A 16,588-nucleotide genomic window follows, 5' to 3' on the forward strand; every position below is an offset into this window, starting at 1 on the left:
AGATGTTATATTTTTAAATATTATATATTAACGTCATTATATGAGAAAAATTAATACGGTATATTCTTAAAGGCTTAAATGTGTTATAATGCTAGGTAAAAGTAATTTAAACATTATATGAAAGTGAAAGATAGGAGCAAAATGGGTAAGTCATTGATTATAACTGAAAAACCATCGGTTGCACAGGATTTTGCAAAAGTACTTCATTTTAATTTTCAATCTAGTAGAAAAGATGGATATTTAGAAAATGATAAATATGTTATAACTTGGTGTGTAGGACATCTAGTGCAGATGTCCTACCCAGAAGCCTATGATGAAAGATATAAAACGTGGAGGTTAGAAGACCTCCCTTTTTTACCGGAAGAATACAAATATGAAGTAATTAAAGATGTAAAAAAACAATATAATATTGTCCATAGTATGTTGTTTAGAGAAGATATAGATCGTGTCTATTGGGCTGGGGATTCAGGAAAAGAAGGACAGACGATTGAAGAAAACATTCGAAATTATGGTGGCGTTCGTGAGGGAATGCAAGAATTAAGAGTTTGGATAGATTCTCAGACAGAAGATGAAATAAGGCGTGGTTTAGAAGAGGCTAAGCCTATGTCAGAATATAAGAATCTTGGAAAATCTGGAATTATGCGAACTATTGAGGATTATTCTATGGGGATAAATTTTTCAAGAGTAATGTCTGTAAAGTATGGAAAATTAATAAATGACGCAGCAGGAAACCAAAAATATAAGGCAATTGCAGTTGGACGTGTAATGACTTGTGTTTTAGGAATGGTAGTTATTCGAGAAAGAGAAATTAGAAATTTCAGAGAAACTCCTTTTTATAGAATTGTGGGAAATTTCAAGAAAAATGATAACGAATTAAAATTTTATGGAGAATGGAAATCTGTAGAAGGAACAAAATATTTTGAATCACCTGTATTGTATAAAGAAAATGGCTTTAAAAAAAGAGAAGATGCATTGAAACTCATTGAATATTGTCAAGATAAGTTTCCAACTGTTGAAAATATAGACATAGGAAAAAGTAAGAAAAGAGCTCCATTGTTATACAATTTAGCAGAATTACAAGCAGATTGTACAAAAAGATTTAAAATTAGTCCAGATCAGACATTGCAAATTGTTCAGGCGTTATATGAAAAAAAATTAACAACATATCCTAGAACAGATGCAAGAGTATTAACGACGGCGATAGCAAAAGAAATTTCTAAAAATATATCAAAATTAAAAAAATATGAACCAACAGCGAAATTTGTTGATTGTATTTTGGCAGAACGAAAATATGCAAATATTGCTAAAACGCAGTATACAGACGATTCTAAAGTAACGGATCACTACGCTATTATTCCAACAGGGCAAATAACAGAATTGAATTCTTTAACAGGTATTCAAAAACAAGTGTATGATATGATTGTTAGAAGATTTTTGAGTATTTTCTATGAACCAGCAGAATACGAGAATATCAAAATGACAATAGATGTTGGAAATGAAAAGTTCTTTACATCGACTAAAGTTTTAACAAAAAAAGGCTTTTTTGAAATAACAGGTGTTCCAAGTGGCAAAAAAAAGGATAATGATGATAATAATGAAATTGATGTTAAAGAATTATCTGCCTTTTTGAAAACATTAAAAAAAGGAGACAAGTTAGATAGTACTTTATTTGAAATTAAAGAAGGAAAGACTTCACCTCCTAAGAGATACACCACTGGTTCTATGATTCTTGCTATGGAAAATGCAGGACAGTTAATTGAAGATGATGAATTGCGAGAACAAATTAAAGGAACTGGAATCGGAACCTCGGCTACAAGAGCAAATATTATAGATAAACTAATAAAAATAAGTTATCTTAATTGTAGTAAAAATCAGATTTTAACTCCTTCTAATTTTGGAGAAATGATTTTTGAATTGGTCAATTTGACTGTTCCAGCGTTACTTTCACCTAAGATGAGTGCATCGTGGGAAAAAGGACTTGAAGGAATAATTAATGGAAGCGTTTCGTTTGAAGTGTATCGTGATAAATTAGAAGATTTTATCAGAAAAGAAACACAAAAAATGATAGATCAAGACATAAGAACAAATGTCGTTGAGAAAATTTCAGATTTTGCAGGTCAAAACGGAAAAGGTGCAGGAGCACGTAAAAAAATTGGAATAAAATGCCCAATTTGTGGCGGTGAAGTTGTAACGACACCGTTTGGAATAGGGTGCTCAAAATATAAAGCTGATAAAACGGGATGCAATTTTAGTATTGGTGAAATTGCAGGAATTGTTTTAAAAGAAGAAGAATTTAAGGAATTGTTGACTGAAGGAAAGACAAAAACAATCCGTGGATTTAAGTCAAAGTCAGGAAAAAAATTTGACGCTTGTTTATCTTTTTATGTTGATGAAAATGGAAAAGAACATGTTGAATTTAATTTTGATGATGTTAAACCGGAAATAATAGAAGACGTTAAATGTCCAAATTGTGGAGGCCAGATTATAAAGACTTCATTTGGATATGGCTGTTCAAATTATAAAAAGGATGATCCAAATTCATGCCGTTTTAATATTGGAGAAATAGCAGGTAAAACTTTATCCGTTAGCCAATTGAAAAATCTATTAACAGATAAAAAAACGGATATTATCCGTGGCTTTAAATCAAAATCAGGAAAAAAATTTGATGCTGTTTTAAAACTTGTTGAGCATTCGTCCGATATAAGTGGTGGTACTGTGGATTATGCTATAGAATTTGATTTTGATGACATAAAGCCAGAAGAAATAAAAGGAGCGGTTTGTCCAAATTGTGGAGGCCAGATTATAAAGACCTCATTTGGATATGGTTGTTCAAATTATAAAAAGGATGATCCAAATTCGTGCCGTTTTAACATTGGAGAAATAGCAGGTAAAATTATTTCAACAACTAATGTTAAGCATTTACTTTCAGAAGGAAGAACAGATACAATACGAGGTTTTAAATCAAAAAATGGAAAGAAATTTGATGCAAGAATTGTTTTAAACAAGGATGAATCTACAGGAAAAGTTGTTGGTTTAAAATTTAGTTTTGATGATATTGAACCACCAAAACTAAAAGGTGTGTCTTGTCCAATATGCGGAGGAGATATTTTTATCACACCATTTGGATATGGCTGTTCAAATTACAAAAAGGATGATGAAGAAAGTTGTAAGTTTTTTATTGGTAAAATTGCAAGTGTTATGCTTAATCCTGCGCAGGCAAAGGAGCTGATAAATAACAAAAAAACAGGAATAATAGAAGGCTTTGTTGCTAGAACCGGAATGAAATTTGATGCTCCGTTAAGAATTAATAAAGATGGTAAAGTTGAATTTGATTTTCCGGAAAAACCAAAGCCGGTTGAAACAAGTGTGGAGTGCCCACAATGTCATAAAAAACTTTTAAAAACACAATGGCGTTTAGAATGTGAGTGTGGTTTTAAAATATGGCATACAATTGCAAGTGTAGCGTTAACAGATGAACAATTTGTACAGTTGTTTACAGAAGGTAGAACAAATGATGTTATTTCTAATTTTAAATCTAAAACAGGTAGTTATTTTAGTTCATATTTAGTATATGATAAAGAAAAACAGGAGATTGTTTTTGACTTTAACATTCCTAAGGATAATTCGCAAGAACAGGATACTAGTTTGTTTTATGAAGAATTGGAACAAAATCCGATTGATATTTCAAATTCAAAGTAATATAATATATTAGTTGTGTTAATAAAATTTTAATAGTTTTATATTAAGATTAACTTTGAATTAGAAAGAAGGAAGAAAAGATGGAAAATGCAAAGATATCAAATTTATATAGTTTAGACCAAACTATTGCCAAAGATTTATTTGAGGGAAAGAATTATCCATGGGAAGTTTTACCTTTGATTAGTGAATATATTATTCAATTAGGTAATAAATTAGATCCAGATAAATTTGAAAAAAGAGGCGAAAATATTTGGGTTGCTAAATCAGCAACTGTTGCACCTACAGCATTTCTTAATGGACCTTTAATAATTGATGAGGATGCTGAAGTGCGTCATTGTGCATTCATTAGAGGAAATGCAATTGTTGGAAAAAATTCCGTAATCGGTAATTCTACAGAATTAAAGAATGTAGTTATTTTTAACAATGTTCAAGTTCCACATTATAATTATGTTGGCGATTCTATTTTAGGTTATAAATCACATATGGGAGCAGGCTCAATTACTTCGAATGTAAAATCAGATAAAACACTTGTTGTTGTTAAGGATTCATATGATACAAAAGAAGAAATTGAGACTGGATTAAAGAAATTTGGAGCAATGCTTGGAGATTTTGTTGAAGTAGGATGTAATTCTGTATTAAATCCAGGAACAGTGTTAGGAAAAAATTGCAGTGTTTATCCAACTTCAAGTGTAAGGGGAGTTATTCCAAGCAATTCAATTTTTAAAGATAAAGAACACGTTATTAAAAAAAGATAAAATTTTTTCAAAAAAATTATGAAAAAGACTAGACTAATTGATGATTTTATGAGAAAATAAAAAGCGTGTGTTAAATTGGTAACAATGTTTTTACATTTAACATTATACAAATTTTTTAAGCGAAAGGAGTCTTAAAATGATTTACACTAAGGAAGTACAAAACATGTGTCCTATAGCTAAGGGCGCAAAACATGAACCAGCTCCTATCCCAGAAGAGGGCAAATGGGTTCACTCAAAAAAAATTGAAGATATTTCAGGTTTCACACATGGTGTGGGCTGGTGTGCTCCACAGCAGGGTGCATGTAAATTAACATTAAATGTTAAAAAAGGTATTATTGAGGAAGCATTAGTTGAAACAATTGGTTGTTCAGGTATGACTCACTCAGCAGCTATGGCAGCTGAAATCCTTCAAGGAAAAACAATTCTTGAAGCATTAAACACAGACCTTGTTTGTGATGCTATCAATACAGCTATGAGAGAATTATTCTTACAGATCGTTTACGGTCGTACACAGAGTGCATTCTCTGATGACGGTCTTGCAGTAGGTGCTGGACTTGAAGATTTAGGTAAAGGATTACGTTCTCAGGTTGGTACAATGTACGGAACAAGAGAAAAAGGTGTTCGTTACCTTGAAATGACAGAAGGATATGTAACAGATTTAGCAATCGATGAAAATAACGAAGTAATTGGTTATAAATACGTTTCTCTTGGAAAAATGACAGACTTCATCAAAAAAGGTGATGATCCTAACACTGCTTGGGAAAAAGCTAAAGGTCAATATGGTCGTATTGACGATGCAGTTAAATTTATCGACCCACGAGTAGAGTAATAGAAAGGAGAGAAGTATAATGGCATTATTCGAAAATTACGAGGCAAGAATTAACCAAATTACTGCCGCTTTAAATAAATATGGTATTAAAGATATCCAAGAAGCAGAAAAGATTACAAAGGATGCAGGTCTTGATGTATATCACATGGTAGAAGGTATCCAGGGTATCTGTTTTGAAAACGCTAAATGGGCATACACAGTAGGTGCTGCAATCGCAATCAAAAAAGGTTGTCGTGTAGCTTCTGAAGCTGCTGCAGCTATCGGAGAAGGACTTCAGTCTTTCTGCATTCCAGGTTCTGTTGCTGATCACCGTAAGGTAGGTCTTGGACATGGTAACCTTGGAAAAATGCTTCTTGAAGAAGAAACAGAATGTTTTGCATTCTTAGCAGGTCACGAATCATTCGCTGCTGCTGAAGGTGCTATTGGTATCGCAGAGAAAGCTAACAAAGTTCGTAAAACTCCTCTTCGCGTTATCTTAAATGGTCTTGGAAAAGATGCTGCACAAATCATTTCTCGTATCAACGGATTTACATTTGTTGAAACAAAATATGATTACAAAGCTGCTAAACTTAACATCGTTTCTGAAACACCATATTCTAAAGGACTTCGTGCATCAGTTAAATGTTATGGTGCTGATGATGTTCAAGAAGGTGTTGCAATCATGCATCACGAAAAAGTTGGAGTTTCTATCACAGGTAACTCTACTAACCCAACACGTTTCCAGCATCCAGTAGCTGGTACATATAAAAAAGAATGTATCGAAGAAGGTAAAAAATACTTCTCTGTAGCTTCAGGTGGTGGTACAGGACGTACACTTCATCCAGATAACATGGCTGCAGGTCCTGCTTCATATGGTATGACAGATACATTAGGACGTATGCACTCAGATGCTCAGTTTGCTGGTTCTTCATCAGTTCCTGCTCACGTTGAGATGATGGGTCTTATCGGTGCTGGTAACAACCCAATGGTTGGTATGACAGTTGCTGTAGCTGTTTCTATCGAAGAAGCTGCTAAAGAAGGTAAATTCTAATTAGTTAAAAATATTCTTTAAAATATATTGCACTGAAAGTTAAGTAGGTTTTTAGTGCACGAGACACCATGTATGGTATATGCCGTGCATGGTGTCTTTTTTTGTAATCATTAGATTATAAAAAGTAAGTAGCAGGCAAACAACAAGCAGGTAGCAGGCAAGTAACAAGCAGGTAGCAGGCAAGTAACAAGCAGGTAACTTACAATTACATTAAATTAAGAAAAAATATCAAGTGATAAAAAATATACTTAGTTGTTTCTGCTTAGAATTTGATTTTTTCTATTTCATTTATCAAATCTGAAATGTTGCGGTGTGTATAAGTGCTTTCAGTCACATCTGTTATTGCGTGGCCAACGATTCTTTTTAGAACATATTCATCTATCTTATAATGTTTTGCAAGAGTAATGAAAGTATGCCTTGTGTCGTGTGGTCGGTGTTTCATTTCTAAAGAGTTCATAATTTTATCAAACCTATGTTTATATTTGTCATAATTCATTGTTGGCCCTGTTTGGCTTGATGTGTCAAAGAATAGTGTATGTGAATTGATTTCTTTAGATTTATCAAGAGATTCTCTTACGATAGGGAGTATGCTGTGGTGAATTGGTACAATTCTATTTTTCCCCGCAGTTGTTTTATTACCGCCTATAATATATCGCTCATTTATATGTATGTTGTCTGCCTTCAAGGTTGCTAATTCTTGTGGCCTAAACCCAGTATATATTCCAATTAATATCATATCTACAAAAGGCAAAGAGTTTTTGGCATCCCAAAGCTGTTTGATTTCTTCAACACTGAAAGGAATTCTAGTTATAATTCTTTCACCAGTCTTAACTGAATTGCATAACTCAGCATAATTTTTATCTACTATATCATATTTTAATGCATATCTGTACATGAGATTATATAATGATTTCATTCTACCTTTTGTTGCTGATCCAATATCTGCGGATTGTATTGTGTGTTCTAAATCAGCCACTCTTATATCTTTTATTAGCATGTTATGAAGAGGCTTACTATGGTTGTAAGCTGATTTCCATGTTCGGCATGCTGAAGGAACTATGTTTTTAAAATGCTCAGCGGACCATTTATTATATACGTCTGTAAAAGTAAGCGTGTTGTTGTTTTGAATTGATTGTTTTGGAATTAAATTATAATCAGACAAGGCACGCAATGCTTCTGATCTATTAGGATATGAACCTAAATAATACCGTTTTTGAAGAACTTTGTTGTTACAGTTACGAAACAGATAAGGTTGAATATAAGCAGACAATACCATCATATTACAAACTTGTTCTTTGCAATTTACACTTGACAAAGGTCACTTCATAACAGGTTGAACAGTGGAAAGATTATTTCGATAAAGAATTTGCAAAGGGTGTTAAAGACCCATTAGGGAAAACAATCTACAATAGGCAAGATAGATATGTACATTTGGCAAAGCATTTTGCGAAGACTGGTTTAAGTGAAAAGTATATAGATGAGGTAATAGATGGAATAGAGAACCCTAAGGAAATTTATTCTACAAAGGATATAAATGGTGCTATATCAAGGTGTTACTTCACCGATTATCTAAACCCCCAAAAGACTAGTGAACGATTGTGCATTTTTGCAAGAAATGATATAATAACTGCATATCATATGAAAAAGGATAAAATTAAAAAGTTAAAAGAAGGCGGAAGATTTATATGGAAGAAATAACAAGGAAAGAAGTATATTTTGGATATGATGACTTAGAGACAAGTGAAGATTCTATTACAATTGATTTTCCAAACGTTTCAGGAATGGGGTGGGAAAGTTATGATCATAAGCATCAACAAGAATATGATGTGAATTATGAAATGACAACTAATCATCCTCTCCCCCCATCATGGTTAGAAATTGTTGATTATTCAAATTTAGAGCCATACATAGATGAGCCGGACTGCTTACCTGATTTTACTTTCAGTTATGAGGGAGACGTGGTAACATTACGAGAATTCATGAAGAAGTATGTGTTTGGTGGATTGATTAGTGAAGCAGATCAAGAAGACCCAAGCTATTGGGAAGATTAAAGATTCCCACTTGCAGTGAATAACCCCAAGATGATAAAATATATTGTGTAAAAGAATAATGACTCCTAGAAAATAATACTTCTGCCACTAGTGACTGCTAGTGGTTTTTGATTGTTTTTTTCAAGTTTTAATCCATGATGTTGCCATATTAAATGTTGAATAGTCACCTCTTTAATTATTAATAGATAAATATTTTTGCTAGGAACATTGTTTTTTTACTCATTTTCCCTCACTTTCTAGTTTTTCTAAGTGACTAGAGTGGTGAGACTTTTCCTATTTCTTCCTTATAAGGCTGATATCAGTAGATATTGGTCTTATTTTTTTGAAATTCTCTTTTAAACAAATGTAAGGCTAGTGATATATTGGATATCAATCTGTTAACAGATATTCAAAGCTTAAAGAAAAATACAATGCACTAGCTAACAAGCCTACTGGAGATGATGACACAAGCAATACAACTGTTGTCAACTTGCAGTGAATACCCCCAAGATATCAGAAATACAATGCATTAACAAAATTGGTTCCTTATGCAAAAGTTAATACAACATTAGAATGCGTTGGATTATAGCCTATGGTAGAAAGATTATTGCAAAAGAAAAAAGAAGAAGGGGCAATTATTGTAATTGTGTTGGTAATTCAACAAAATATAAGGTATAATAAACACAAGGAATAATGTTGTACTAGATTTTTTGGGGATATATTTTTTATGGACACGTATTGAAGGTAATAAGATGGAAGAATTTGAATATGGAAGTGCTGATTAGAGTTATTGAAAATACTAACAACATATTTTAACAACATTTTTATAGGAGGATTTAATTTATGAAAACGTTAATTAAATTTCGAAAAAGAATTCTTTGTTTTTTGGTTTTATGTGCAGTGTTATATGGACTTATTATTGCAAGAAAAACTGATAGCATTATTGCTGACAAATCGACAACAACATCTACTGAAACAGAAGCCACAAAACTTGTTAAAAAGTTAAAAATAGGATGGAATTTAGGAAATAGTTTAGATGTTATTTCAAAGAGTCGAGGATATTATCTAGATACCGAAACATTATGGAAAAATCCCAAAGTTACAAAAGAATTGATTCATTCTGTGAAGGCGAGTGGTTTTACATCAATTAGAATTCCGGTTTCATATTATAATCATATAGATTCGAATAATAAGATTGATGCAAGATGGTTGGCTAGAGTAAAAGAAGTAGTGGATTATGCACTAGAAGAAAAAATGTATGTAATTATAAATATTCATCATGATACTGGTTTGAGCGAAAAATATCGTTGGATTTATTCAGATGAATCTACGTACGAAGAAGATAAAAAAAATTTTGTTAATTTATGGAAACAAATAGCAAAATACTTTAAAAATGCTGATAATAAATTACTTTTTGAATCTACAAATGAGATTATGGATAGAGATAAAAACTGGAGTTGGAGTTATAAACATAATTTTAAAGTGACTGCTAAGTTGCATAACGAGTTTATTAAAACAGTGCGCGCGACAGGAGGTAAAAATAAAAAAAGATTTTTGGTTTTACCAACATATGCTGCTAGCTCAGATGAAGAGGAAATTCGTCAAATTTTAAATTTTAATTATGATGATACTCAAAAAAATCACCTTATTGTTTCTGTTCATTGTTATAAGAAAGATAAGAATGCTATTACGGCTGTGATGGAACGTTTAGGAAAATATGGAAGAAAATATAATGTTCCTTTTATAATGGATGAATTTGCGGTAAAAGATGTGGAATCGGAAACAAAACGTGTTGAACTTACAAAACATTATATTGAAAAAGCAAAAGAAAATAATGTTGCGTTGTTTTGGTGGGATAGTGGTAACGAATATGCTTTATTCGATAGAAATACAACAGAGATTTTGTATAAAGAAATCGTGAATACTTTAGTAGAATCGTATAAATGATTATAAATATTAAAAAATAGCATGTATGAGTTACCAAAAATGGAAACGATTGCAAAGATAACAAAAAGCAATGACAAAATTGGCAATTAATTTTTTTTAAAAAATTCCTGAAAAGATAAGAAAATACTTTAAATAAAGCACTTATGTAATAGCTGCTTTTGAATAATTAATTACAAGGATAATATTTAGGAAAAAATTTCCGACACGAAATCAAAATATGTCTTGTAATTATAAACATAAAACAGCTATGCATAGGTGCGTTTTTTGTATAAAATATGGAAATTATTTTAAAGATATAGATTTATGTGAAAATTGTGATATAATTTTGCATGTTGTGTAGGATGTTACCGACTACACAATTTTATAAATGGGATATTAGCAAGTTGTAGTATGGGAATATTTTTACAATTTTATACAGTACGCTATAAATAGCGTAATAATATTTTTCATCGACGATAACAGGTCTTAGGACGTATGGTATGTCGATTTTTTTATATATATACTAAAAAATTAAGGGGACATTATGAAGTTAAAAAAGAATTTATGTTTAGTATTAATATGCACGATTCTTATTGGTATGTTCTTGTCAAAGAGTGTTGAGAATTATATTACTCCAGTCAAAGAAGGTGATGAACTTCAAGTGACTCGTAAACAGCAGCATATTGAGGCTATGAAGGGTGGAGCTAATCCGAATATTGGACCAACAACAATTGCGAAGGATTTTAAAGTAGATAAGAATTTTGAGAGCCATCTACCTTTAATTGTCATTGATATTGGCAAAAAAACAATTCCGGTAACTAAAGATTTCAAAAAGGTGGTTGATAAAAATGGTAATGAGGATGTTATAATCACAGAAAAAAAACAAGATCCTTATGTAAAGGGTAATATTTCTATAATTGATAACAAAAATTACCATAATTGTTTAGGAGATACTCCGACAGAAATTTCAAATATGAAAATAAAATATAGAGGAAATTCATCAATTAAGTATAAAAAAAAGCAATTTGGTATAAAGATGCTTGATGAAAAAGGCAATAAAAAAAACGTAAATTGTCTAGATATGGGTGCTGATAATGAATGGATTTTAAACATTTCGATGATAGATATGTCATTAATAAGAAATTATATGTCATATAATCTTGGAAGTTCTATGTTTCCATTTACACCAGATTGTAAATATTGCGAAGTTATTTTTAAAGATGGCGAAGATTACAAATATCAAGGGTTATATTTGATGATGGAGAAGATAAAACAGTCAAAAGACAGGGTTGATATAACGAAATTTAAGCCTAAAAAGGACAAAGTTGTTAGTTATTTGTTAGGTCGAGACAGAATTAATAAGAACGATTTACAGCTTGATACATATGGTAATCAAAAGAGATTAACATATGGTCGTCTTACTGTTATGTATCCTAAAAAGAAAAAGATAACAAAAAAAGCATTAAATTATATACAAAATGATATTGATAAAATTGATAGAGTTGTATATTCAGATGATAAAAATGAATTTTCAACGTGGGATAATTATTTAGATGAACAATCTTTTGTAGATTACTTCTTATTCAATGAATTATTTGGAAATTACGATGCTGGTAATAATTCGACATATTTGCATAAGGAAAAGAGTGGAAAATTAAAAATGGGACCATTATGGGATTATGATGGTGCGATGGATAATTATCCGCATGAATTAAATAATCCTGAAAATATAGCTTTCCAAAATCATCCATGGTTTGATCGTTTAATTAAATCACAAAAGTATGTTAACCATTTAGAAGACAGATATGCTGTGATGAAATCGAGCATTTTTTCGGCTAAGAGCTTAGACAATTATATTGATGGTGTATATCAATTTATTGGCAATGCCGGTAAACGTGATTGGAGCAGATGGAAGTCTGTATATGGTAAGAATAGTAGAATGAAGAAAAAACTAGATTCTCAAGGATATTATGTAGATAGACATAGGCACAACTGGCCAGAAGAAGTTCAAAGATTAAAAGACTATTTCTATATGAAAGAAAAATATATGGGAAAAGGCATAGAAGGCTTTGAAAAAGATACAATTGATATGAGTATTAATGCGGGTTCATATAAAGTTGTTGCTATAGTAATCGTATTTTTTACTGGAGTTGTACTAATTCGTAGAAAAGATATGTTTGTATAAGATTTAAATTTAAGGTGGTACAAAATGCGTTTTTTTGATTTTACGTTTATCTTGTATTTTTTGCCTATAACATTATTGATTTATTTGTGTCTTAGCTTTTCAAAAAAATTGCAAAACACATGGTTATTTATTGCCAGTTTGATGTTTTACACTACAGGTAAATTAATGAATGTGGTAGTTTTTGGGGTATCATTGGCAATTAACTATTTTTTAGGTTTGTTAATTGATGGTGGTAAACAAAAAGATAAAAATACAAAAAAGATTTTGATAGTTGGCATTATATGTAATGCATTAGTATTGTTTGTTGTTAAATATTTATATCTGTTTTTAGAAAAGAACGATATAATGCAGTATGCAAAAGGAAGAGAGTTTGATTGTTTTAATGCAGTTAGTATTTCTTTTTTCGTTTTGCGTGGTATCTCATATTTAGTTGATATATATAGGGATGATGCAACAGTATTAAGTAATCCAATAGATTGTGGACTGTATATGTTTTTCTTTCCACAAGTTCTTGCAGGACCAATTATGAAATATAAAGACACTGAACAGTTTATAAGAGAACGAAAAATAAATGTTTCAAACATTACAGAAGGAATATGGAGATTTGCTATTGGATTTATAAAAAAGGTTGTGATTGCAAATGGATATGCTAGCATTGTAGACAATACATACAAGTTGACTCAAACAGGTAGTGGCTTATATAGCGTATCAGGTATGATGGCTTGGATTGGTGCAGTGTTTTTTGTTTTTCAAATTTATTTTGATTTTTCTGCATATTCTGATATGGCAATTGGTTTAAGTAAGATTTTTGGATTTGAATGTCATGAAAACTTTGACTATCCATTAGCAGCAAAATCAATCAATGAGTTTTGGAGAAAGTGTCATATGACTATGGTTCAATGGTTTAAAGATTACGTTTTTTTACCATTATGTGGATCTAAACCAAAAAATGCAGATGTTATTATTCGTAATATTGTTATAGTTTGCTTATTAATTGGTGTATGGCATAATGTTTCATTGACTCTTATAGTATGGGCAATGTTGAATGCATTTTTGATAATTGTTGAAAAAGTTATTGATTTTGAAAAATGGAAATTATCTTCAATAATTAAAAGACTATATGTGTGTATAGTAATTTTATTGAGTAGCGTTATATTAAGGGCGGATAGTTTATTTACGGCAAAAGAATATTTTGAAAATATGTTTTTAGCAAATAAAAATCCGTTTATGAGCAATATACCTCTTATGGTTTTAAGAGAATATTATATGCTTGTGATACCTTCAATTATTTTTGCAATACCTACTATTCCTTATATAAAAAATAAAATATCAAGTAGTGAAAATGTATTTGCTATTTCGTTATATAAAATTATAAGTTTTTCTGCAGTTTGTGCAGGTATGGTATTGGCAATTTGTATATTAGTAAGAGGAAACGTTGATACATTTGTTATTTTAAAATTAGGACTTTAGTTATGTGTTATTGATAGAGTAATTCGATTTTTCTGGCTTATTAATATATGTAATTTGTAAAAAATAAAAGAAAGGTTTAATACAAAAGTGAAAAAAGTAGATAATATAAGAAATATTGAAAAAATTATCTTCTGTATAGTTTTTTTTAGTGGGATTTGTGTGTTTTCATTTTTTACAGCTAAGCCAACATTAAATAGACTTAAACATCTAGAATTATGTGAGGCGGTTCAACTAAAAAATGTAGAAAAAAATGTAAATAAATCTCTATATAAAAGAAATACAATGTATGAAAGTTATGCAAAGTTGAACTATTCTCTTGGAAAAAAAGAAATAGATAATTTTTCATACGCGTTAGATAAAAAAGGATATTATCATCCAGTCAATTTTTGGGTGAATGTGGATAGTTATAATTATAGACGATTCGCACAACAGATTTTGACTTTGAAAAAAGATATTTATGATAATGGTGGCAAAGTTGTGTTTATGGGAATACCTAATAAATACAATGAAGCTTGGACAAAGGGTTATAAGGGAATTCCATATAATGATTATAATAAGCAATTAGATGAATTATTGCTTTGGAATAGACGTTATGGCATAGATTATGTTGATTTTAGAGAAACACTTAAAAAGTCTAAAATTGATTATAATAAAATGTTTTATAAAACAGATGAATATTGGTCGGCTACAGCATCTTTTTTGGCATTTAAAGATTTAGTTAATTATTTAAACGAAGAAGAGAATGCTAATTTAGATAAAAGTGGTTATTATCGAAACATTAAAAATTACGAAGTAAAATATTACAATAATAAATTTTTAGGATCATATGCGAGAAGAGCTGGTAAATCAATGATAAAAGGTGGTCTTGAGGATTTTGAAACAATAGCTCCGAAATTCAAGGGTAATATCACGTTCGAGGGTAAAACAGGTGACTATAAAGATACCGTTTTAGATGAGTCAAAATTAAATTATTCATCTGTGTATGATTCTAACGTAGTTGGATATTATATGAGCGGCATAAAAAAAACACAGACAATAATTAACAACGATAACCCTAAGGGATTAAAGATTTTATGGCTTAGAGATCCTGCTGCATCACCATTAATTGTTGATACAATTCCTTTATGCAGTAAAATTGATTGTGTTTGGGGCAAATATGCGACGGATGGTTATATTAAAAAAATTTTAAAGGAGAACAAATATGATTATGTCTTTATTTCTTATGAGACAGTAAATCTTGTTCCAGAATTTTTTGATTTTTACAAGAATGATCATCCCAAGATAGGAGATAAAGCTAAAAGCAAGGCACAATCTGAAAAGAAATAAGGGAGATTATAAATGTTAGATGTATTAAGAGAAGAAAAGAAATATGATATGACTAGTAGCGAATTGTTATTAGTCAAGAGTAAATTATCAAAAGTACTTTTAGGTGATTCTTTCAATGGTTTTAATAGCTATTTAGTTAGATCCTTGTATTTTGATTCTTATACAGATAGAGATTTGAACGAAAAAGCAGCAGGACTTAGCGAACGAAAAAAAATTAGATTAAGAATATATCATACAGATGCAAAAAAAGCTAAGTTAGAGCTTAAGGCAAAAAGTGGTACAATGCAACGTAAAAGATCTCTAACGATTTTAAAAGAAGATGCTATTGAATTAATTAAGGGCAATTATTCAGTACTTTTAAAATATACAGAAAGTATTGCAATGGAATTTTATGTAATCATGAGTAGTGAATTATACAGACCAAAATGTGTAATTGAATACGATAGAATTGCAATGAGAGCTCCAGAAAATAATATACGTATTACTATTGATACAGGAGTAAGATCAAACGAAGCGAACTTTGATTTTTTCTCTGATAAGTTAGATTTTTACAAGGTTATGCCTGACGATAAAGGAGTTTTAGAAGTTAAATATAATAGATTTTTACCATCGTATATTAAGCTTGCACTTAATGTATCAGATAAATTAGAAACTTCTGTTAGTAAATATGTTTTAGCAAGAAAATTTTCAGGAGGCAGTGAGTAATGAAAGATTATGAAGAAATAATACTTGCAATGGTAGTTTCAGGTTTTTTTGGAATTTTTCTTGGAAAAGTATATAAATTTACGCATTCAAGAGCTGTAGATTCTTCATCAATGGAACGTTCATTTGTTATTTACAGTATGTTGATTACTATGTTGCTTTTTTTGAATTTTTATATTGGAGGTTTAGCTGTTATTGGTTCGGTAACAATAAATCGTTTTAGAAGTCCTTTAAAAGATCATAGAGATATATTATATATTGTATGGCTTGTTGCATCTAGCTTTTCGATAGTATCTCATCAATATTATTCGCTAGGACTAGGAAGTGTCTTTATTATCTTTTTGATGTATATTACTGGTTCATTGAAAAATTATAACAGAGTACTCCTAGTTGTAAGAGGAAAATCTGAAATGGAAAACAATGTAATTGATAGGATTTCACAAAAGTTTGGTAATAGTTTAAAAATGAGATATAACAATTCAGCTAAGGGAGCAGGAATGGAACTTATTTATGAATTAAATCCCAAAATCGAAAATCCTTTTGAAAAAGCGATGCTAATGAAAAAGGATTTATATGAAAGCGGAGAAGTTCAAGAGGTCAATTGTATTTATCAAGAGGATGATATGGCAATTTAAT

At 30.6% G+C, this 16,588-nt stretch carries 13 protein-coding genes; 12 read left to right on the plus strand and 1 reads right to left on the minus strand.

Translation table 11 applies throughout. From position 1 onward, the window contains the following. Nucleotides 1-141: 141 nt before the first annotated feature. The 4 genes from BMY79_RS01660 (at nt 142) to BMY79_RS01675 (ending at nt 6,313) form a co-directional block, all read left to right on the plus strand. Nucleotides 142-3,699 carry a type IA DNA topoisomerase gene (locus tag BMY79_RS01660; RefSeq protein WP_074730338.1) on the plus strand — a complete coding sequence of 1,186 codons (3,558 nt, stop codon included), beginning with the start codon at nt 142-144 and terminating at the stop codon, nt 3,697-3,699. Between the two features lie 80 nt (nt 3,700-3,779). After that, nucleotides 3,780-4,454: an LbetaH domain-containing protein gene (locus tag BMY79_RS01665; protein ID WP_022747766.1), complete on the plus strand. Its 675-nt coding sequence runs from the start codon at nt 3,780-3,782 to the stop codon at nt 4,452-4,454. A gap of 136 nt (nt 4,455-4,590) precedes the next feature. Then, the gene (locus BMY79_RS01670) at nt 4,591-5,283 is read left to right on the plus strand and encodes an iron-sulfur cluster assembly scaffold protein (RefSeq protein WP_022747768.1); all 693 of its coding nucleotides are present in this window, start codon (nt 4,591-4,593) and stop codon (nt 5,281-5,283) included. Between the two features lie 19 nt (nt 5,284-5,302). Then, nucleotides 5,303-6,313, plus strand: a complete 1,011-nt coding sequence (locus tag BMY79_RS01675) for a GGGtGRT protein (protein ID WP_022747769.1) — start codon at nt 5,303-5,305, stop codon at nt 6,311-6,313. A 262-nt stretch (nt 6,314-6,575) separates the two neighbouring features. On the opposite strand, the gene BMY79_RS01680 is transcribed toward BMY79_RS01675, so the two are convergent. Continuing rightward, nucleotides 6,576-7,628: a tyrosine-type recombinase/integrase gene (locus BMY79_RS01680; protein WP_242941476.1), complete on the minus strand. Its 1,053-nt coding sequence runs from the start codon at nt 7,626-7,628 to the stop codon at nt 6,576-6,578. 116 nt (nt 7,629-7,744) lie between these two features. Between BMY79_RS01680 and BMY79_RS01685 the strand changes: the two genes are divergently transcribed. The 8 genes from BMY79_RS01685 (at nt 7,745) to BMY79_RS01720 (ending at nt 16,587) form a co-directional block, all read left to right on the plus strand. After that, nucleotides 7,745-8,011, plus strand: a complete 267-nt coding sequence (locus tag BMY79_RS01685; protein ID WP_074730339.1) for a hypothetical protein — start codon at nt 7,745-7,747, stop codon at nt 8,009-8,011. Further along, on the plus strand, nt 7,999-8,364 hold the full coding sequence (locus BMY79_RS01690) for a hypothetical protein (RefSeq protein WP_074730340.1): 366 nt from the start codon (nt 7,999-8,001) through the stop codon (nt 8,362-8,364). The genes BMY79_RS01685 and BMY79_RS01690 overlap by 13 nt, the downstream gene beginning before the upstream one ends. An 822-nt stretch (nt 8,365-9,186) precedes the next feature. Continuing rightward, nucleotides 9,187-10,290: a glycoside hydrolase family 5 protein gene (locus BMY79_RS01695; RefSeq protein ID WP_022747775.1), complete on the plus strand. Its 1,104-nt coding sequence runs from the start codon at nt 9,187-9,189 to the stop codon at nt 10,288-10,290. A 523-nt stretch (nt 10,291-10,813) separates the two neighbouring features. Next, nucleotides 10,814-12,454: a CotH kinase family protein gene (locus tag BMY79_RS01700; protein WP_022747776.1), complete on the plus strand. Its 1,641-nt coding sequence runs from the start codon at nt 10,814-10,816 to the stop codon at nt 12,452-12,454. Between the two features lie 24 nt (nt 12,455-12,478). Then, on the plus strand, nt 12,479-13,924 hold the full coding sequence (locus BMY79_RS01705) for an MBOAT family O-acyltransferase (protein WP_074730341.1): 1,446 nt from the start codon (nt 12,479-12,481) through the stop codon (nt 13,922-13,924). A 159-nt stretch (nt 13,925-14,083) separates the two neighbouring features. Beyond that, nucleotides 14,084-15,250 (plus strand): alginate O-acetyltransferase AlgX-related protein, encoded by a 1,167-nt coding sequence (locus tag BMY79_RS01710; protein ID WP_029067400.1) that lies wholly within the window; start codon nt 14,084-14,086, stop codon nt 15,248-15,250. 12 nt (nt 15,251-15,262) lie between these two features. After that, nucleotides 15,263-15,955: a polyphosphate polymerase domain-containing protein gene (locus BMY79_RS01715; RefSeq protein WP_027421787.1), complete on the plus strand. Its 693-nt coding sequence runs from the start codon at nt 15,263-15,265 to the stop codon at nt 15,953-15,955. Further along, complete coding sequence (locus BMY79_RS01720) at nt 15,955-16,587, plus strand: hypothetical protein (protein WP_027421786.1); 633 nt, start codon at nt 15,955-15,957, stop codon at nt 16,585-16,587. Before BMY79_RS01715 ends, BMY79_RS01720 begins: the two co-directional genes overlap by 1 nt. Nucleotide 16,588: the final 1 nt, after the last annotated feature.

The sequence above is a fragment of the Lachnobacterium bovis genome (genome assembly GCF_900111325.1).
Taxonomy (GTDB): Bacteria; Bacillota; Clostridia; order Lachnospirales; family Lachnospiraceae; genus Roseburia; species Roseburia bovis_A.

What these genes read in the sequence shown, in the direction of transcription:
- BMY79_RS01660 (WP_074730338.1), top strand. Translation starts at nt 142, where the DNA reads ATGGGTAAGTCATTGATTATAACTGAAAAACCATCGGTTGCACAGGAT.
- BMY79_RS01665 (WP_022747766.1), top strand. Translation starts at nt 3,780, where the DNA reads ATGGAAAATGCAAAGATATCAAATTTATATAGTTTAGACCAAACTATT.
- BMY79_RS01670 (WP_022747768.1), top strand. Translation starts at nt 4,591, where the DNA reads ATGATTTACACTAAGGAAGTACAAAACATGTGTCCTATAGCTAAGGGC.
- BMY79_RS01675 (WP_022747769.1), top strand. Translation starts at nt 5,303, where the DNA reads ATGGCATTATTCGAAAATTACGAGGCAAGAATTAACCAAATTACTGCC.
- BMY79_RS01690 (WP_074730340.1), top strand. Translation starts at nt 7,999, where the DNA reads ATGGAAGAAATAACAAGGAAAGAAGTATATTTTGGATATGATGACTTA.
- BMY79_RS01695 (WP_022747775.1), top strand. Translation starts at nt 9,187, where the DNA reads ATGAAAACGTTAATTAAATTTCGAAAAAGAATTCTTTGTTTTTTGGTT.
- BMY79_RS01700 (WP_022747776.1), top strand. Translation starts at nt 10,814, where the DNA reads ATGAAGTTAAAAAAGAATTTATGTTTAGTATTAATATGCACGATTCTT.
- BMY79_RS01705 (WP_074730341.1), top strand. Translation starts at nt 12,479, where the DNA reads ATGCGTTTTTTTGATTTTACGTTTATCTTGTATTTTTTGCCTATAACA.
- BMY79_RS01715 (WP_027421787.1), top strand. Translation starts at nt 15,263, where the DNA reads ATGTTAGATGTATTAAGAGAAGAAAAGAAATATGATATGACTAGTAGC.
- BMY79_RS01720 (WP_027421786.1), top strand. Translation starts at nt 15,955, where the DNA reads ATGAAAGATTATGAAGAAATAATACTTGCAATGGTAGTTTCAGGTTTT.